Origin of the sequence: Nocardia sp. NPDC060220, assembly GCF_042727815.1 — a bacterium.
In the GTDB taxonomy this organism is placed as follows: domain Bacteria; phylum Actinomycetota; class Actinomycetes; order Mycobacteriales; family Mycobacteriaceae; genus Nocardia.
The window spans coordinates 1-3,982 of sequence record NZ_JBHWZY010000653.1; the positions used below are offsets into that span (position 1 = coordinate 1).

The following is a 3,982-nucleotide window of genomic DNA, read 5'->3' on the forward strand; positions in this document are numbered from 1 at the left end:
CTCGCCGCAGTACACCAACTCCTCGAAGCTGGCGCCGGAGAACCCGCTCTACCAGCAGGCGATCGACAAGCTCAGCGCGGTGAGCAAGACCCTCGACCCGGGCAAGCGCGCCGAGGCCGCCGAGGCGGCGCAGCGGTTCCTGCTCGTGGACCAGGTGCTCACCGTGCCGGTGTACAACCCGGCGCAGGTGACCGCGGCATCCCCGCGGGTGCACAACGTGGGCTATGAAGCGCAGTCGCGCAACGTCTTCTACGACACCTGGATCGAGCCGAGGTAACCGATGTCGCGCTATGTGCTCGCCAAGCTGGGGCAGGCGGTGTTCGTGGTGTGGGGCGCCTACACCCTCACCTTCGTTTTGCTGTTCGTGCTGCCCTACGACGCGGTCGACTTCCTGTTCGACCCGTCGCAGGGCGACTTGATCTCCGAGGAGGACAAACAGAACTCACGGGAGTACTTCGGCCTGGACCAGCAGCTGGTCGGGCAGTACACGCACCGGCTGTTCGCCGCGCTGACCGGTGATTTCGGGGTGTCGACCCGCACCGGTGAGCAGGTGTGGCCGCTGATCATGTCGGTGCTGCCGCACACTGCCCTGCTGGCGGGCGCCGCGCTGGTCCTCGCCGTCGCGCTGGCCTTCGCCGTCGCCGCCACCGCGGGCTACACCCGCACCAAATGGGTCGCCGACCTGGTCGCGACCCTGCCCGCGGCGGGGGTGTCGGTGCCGGTGTTCCTGGTGGGACTCGCACTGCTGCAAGTGTTCTCGTTCCAGCTGGGCTGGTTCCCGCCGATCGGCAACGAAGGCTTCGGCGCGCTGGTGTTACCCGCGGTGACGCTGGCGATTCCGGTATCCGCGCCGATCGCGCAGCTGCTGATCAAGAACTTCGACGCCGAACTGCACGCCGGGTACGTCACGGTGTCGGTGGCCAAGGGCGCGACGCGGCTGTGGGTGTTGGTACGGGAGGTATTGAAGAACGCCGCCCTGCCCGCGCTCACGATCGCCGGTGTCACCTTCGGCAACCTGCTCGCCGGCGCGGTGATCGTCGAAACCGTGTTCTCCCGTGCGGGATTGGGCCGCTTGACCGAAACGGCGGTGCGCACCCAGGACGTGCCGCTGGTGCAGGCGGTGGTGGTGTTCGCCGCGCTGGTTTTCGTGACGGTGAACTTCCTCGTCGATCTCGTCTATCCACTGGCGGATCCGCGGCTGCGGTCCCGTGTGCGAGCAAGGACCTCCGCATGACCGTCCTCGACAACGACATCCGTACCGCACCGACGGTTCCCGATCGCGTGCGTACCGCGACCGCGGCGATCACCGCCGCGCCGGGGCTGACCCTGGCGTGGCTGGTGATCGCCACCGTGCTCGCCTGGGCGCTCGTCCCGTCCCTGTTCACGAAGTACTCACCCTTGGAAGGTGATTCGGACGCAAGCTTCAGCGCGCCGAGTCTCGAGCACCTGTTCGGCACCGACCGCCTCGGCCGCGATCTGCTCGCCCGCACCATCTACGGTACCTCGACCACGCTCACCGCGACCCTGCTCGCGGTGGCCCTGGGGTTCGTGATCGGGTCGGCGATCGGGCTGCTCAGCGGGTTTCTCGGGGGCCGGGTCGACGCGGTGATCATGCGCTTCGTCGACGTCCTGCTGGCCATCCCGAGCCTGCTGCTGGCCATGACCGTGGTCACCGCGCTGGGCTACGGCACCGTGAATATCGCTGTCGCCGTCGGCATCTCGGCGGTGGCGGCCTTCGCGCGGGTGATGCGCTCGGAGGTGCTCAAGGTCGCGGGCACCGACTACGTCGAGGCCGCCTACGGCTCCGGGGCCGGTTTCGGACGGGTCGTGGTGCGGCACGTGCTGCCGAACTCGGTCTCGGCGGTGCTGTCACTGGCCGCGCTCGAATGCGGCACGGCGGTGCTGGCCGTGGCGGCGCTGGGCTTCCTCGGCTACGGCGCACCGCCGCCGGACCCGGAATGGGGCCTCGCGGTCTCCGAGGGCAGGGACTTTCTGGCCACCTACCCGTGGATCTCGCTGCTGCCCGGCATCGTGATCGCCGTGGTCGTGCTGTCCACCAATCGAATCGGGCGAGCGTTGGGAGAGAAGCGATGAGCGAGAAGGAAACCCTGCTGCAGATCGAGGACCTGTCCGTGCGCTACCGCGCCCGCGGCGCGGACGGGCAGGCCGCGGTCGACGGTGTGTCGCTGACGGTGGGCCGGGGCGAATTCGTCTCGATCGTGGGCGAATCCGGGTCCGGCAAGAGCACCACCGTCCATGCCGCGCTGCATCTGTTGCCCCCATCGGCGCGGGTCGAGGCCACGGCACTGGCGTTGAACGGGCACGACACCGCGTCCTGGAACGACCGTAAACTCGCCCGATTGCGCGGCCCGTTCGTCGGTTTCGTGCCCCAGGACCCCGGCACCTCGCTGAACCCGGTCAAACGGGTCGGCACCCAGGTGCTCGAGGCCTTGCGACTGCACCGGCGCGTCGAATCCGGGCCGGGGCGCGACCTCGCGGTGGCGAAACTGGCCACGGCGGGATTGCGCGAGCCGGAACGGGTGTACCGGCAGTACCCGCACGAACTGTCCGGCGGCATGAAACAGCGGGTGCTCATCGCTATCGCGCTGGCCAACGACCCCGCGCTGCTGGTGGCCGACGAGCCGACCTCGGCCCTGGACGTCACCGTGCAGAAGGTGATCCTCGATCACCTCGCCCACCTGCGCGACACCCTCGGCCTCGGTGTCCTGCTCGTCACCCACGACCTGGGCGTGGCCGCCGAACGATCCGACCGCCTGATCGTGATGCAGCACGGCCGCATCGTCGAAGAGGGCCCGGCCGGCCGCATCCTGGCCGATCCCCGACACGACTACACGCGCCGACTGGTCGCGGCGGCGCCCACCCAGCAGAGCACCCGCCTGACGAGCACCGAGCCCCGTCTCGAACCAGGTGGCCCGTCCGTCTGCGGCCCGGCGTCGGTTCCCGGAGAATCGGTTTCGTCGACAGGGACCGGATCGTCGGCCGTGCGTGCGCGGTCGGCAGCGACGGCCATCAGCTCGTCGCCGCGCCGGGCGACGTCTGTGCCGAAAGCGACCAGGCCACTGCTCGAGGTCCGGGAACTGACCAAGACCTTCGCGCACGGTGGTGTGCGCGCGGTCGACAACGTCTGCCTGGCCGTCCGCGCGGGAACAACGCACGCGCTGGTGGGGGAATCAGGGGCGGGCAAGTCGACCGTCGCCCGAATTGCCGCGGGCTTCACTTCACCGGACTCGGGGCAGGTGTGGTTCGACGGCGCCCGCATCGACGGGCTCTCACGCGGGAAACTTCGTCCGATCCGTCGCGAGATCCAGTTCGTCTATCAGAACCCGTATTCGTCGCTCGACCCGAAGTTCACCGTGGAGCAGATCATCGCCGAACCGCTCGTCGCACTCGGCCTGCTCCCGCGTGGGCCACGACGCAGCGATCGGGTGCGCGAACTGCTCGACGAGGTCGCTCTGTCGCGAGAACACTTGGCGCGCAAGGCTGCCGAACTCTCGGGTGGTCAGCGTCAACGCGTCGCTGTGGCCCGCGCGCTCGCCGCCGGGCCGCGAGTTCTCGTCCTCGACGAGGCGGTCTCGGCTCTCGATGTCTCGGTGCAGGCGCAGATCCTGCGTTTGCTGGTCGATCTCCAGCACCAGCAGGGTCTGACGTACCTGTTCATCACCCACGACCTGGGTGTGGTGCGGCTGGTCGCGGACGAGGTGACGGTGATGCGCGCGGGTTCGGTGGTCGAATCCGGTGCTGTCACCGATGTTTTCGAGAACCCCACCCAGGACTACACCCGACGGCTGCTCGACGCGGTACCGGTCGGTGCGGGCACGCCCGTCGCCGTCGACGCCGTGGTGGCGTGATCGGCGAAGCGCAGCTGTACAGAATCGCTCTGATCGTAAGGATTTCCTGGAATGTCGCTACTGCGGATGATGGGCGAATCCGGACGCCAACCGGTCGAAGCGAGGAATTCATG

At 68.6% G+C, this 3,982-nt stretch carries 3 protein-coding genes and 1 pseudogene; all 4 read left to right on the plus strand.

Annotated features, from left to right (window positions below):
* Window positions 1-277: pseudogene (locus tag ACFWF3_RS27085) on the plus strand (ABC transporter substrate-binding protein); the annotation flags it as partial.
* A 3-nt stretch (window positions 278-280) separates the two neighbouring features.
* Window positions 281-1,234 (plus strand): ABC transporter permease, encoded by a 954-nt coding sequence (locus ACFWF3_RS27090; RefSeq protein WP_378990318.1) that lies wholly within the window; start codon window positions 281-283, stop codon window positions 1,232-1,234.
* Complete coding sequence (locus ACFWF3_RS27095) at window positions 1,231-2,094, plus strand: ABC transporter permease (RefSeq protein WP_379316196.1); 864 nt, start codon at window positions 1,231-1,233, stop codon at window positions 2,092-2,094. Before ACFWF3_RS27090 ends, ACFWF3_RS27095 begins: the two co-directional genes overlap by 4 nt.
* Window positions 2,091-3,869: a dipeptide ABC transporter ATP-binding protein gene (locus tag ACFWF3_RS27100; RefSeq protein ID WP_379316198.1), complete on the plus strand. Its 1,779-nt coding sequence runs from the start codon at window positions 2,091-2,093 to the stop codon at window positions 3,867-3,869. Before ACFWF3_RS27095 ends, ACFWF3_RS27100 begins: the two co-directional genes overlap by 4 nt.
* Window positions 3,870-3,982: the final 113 nt, after the last annotated feature.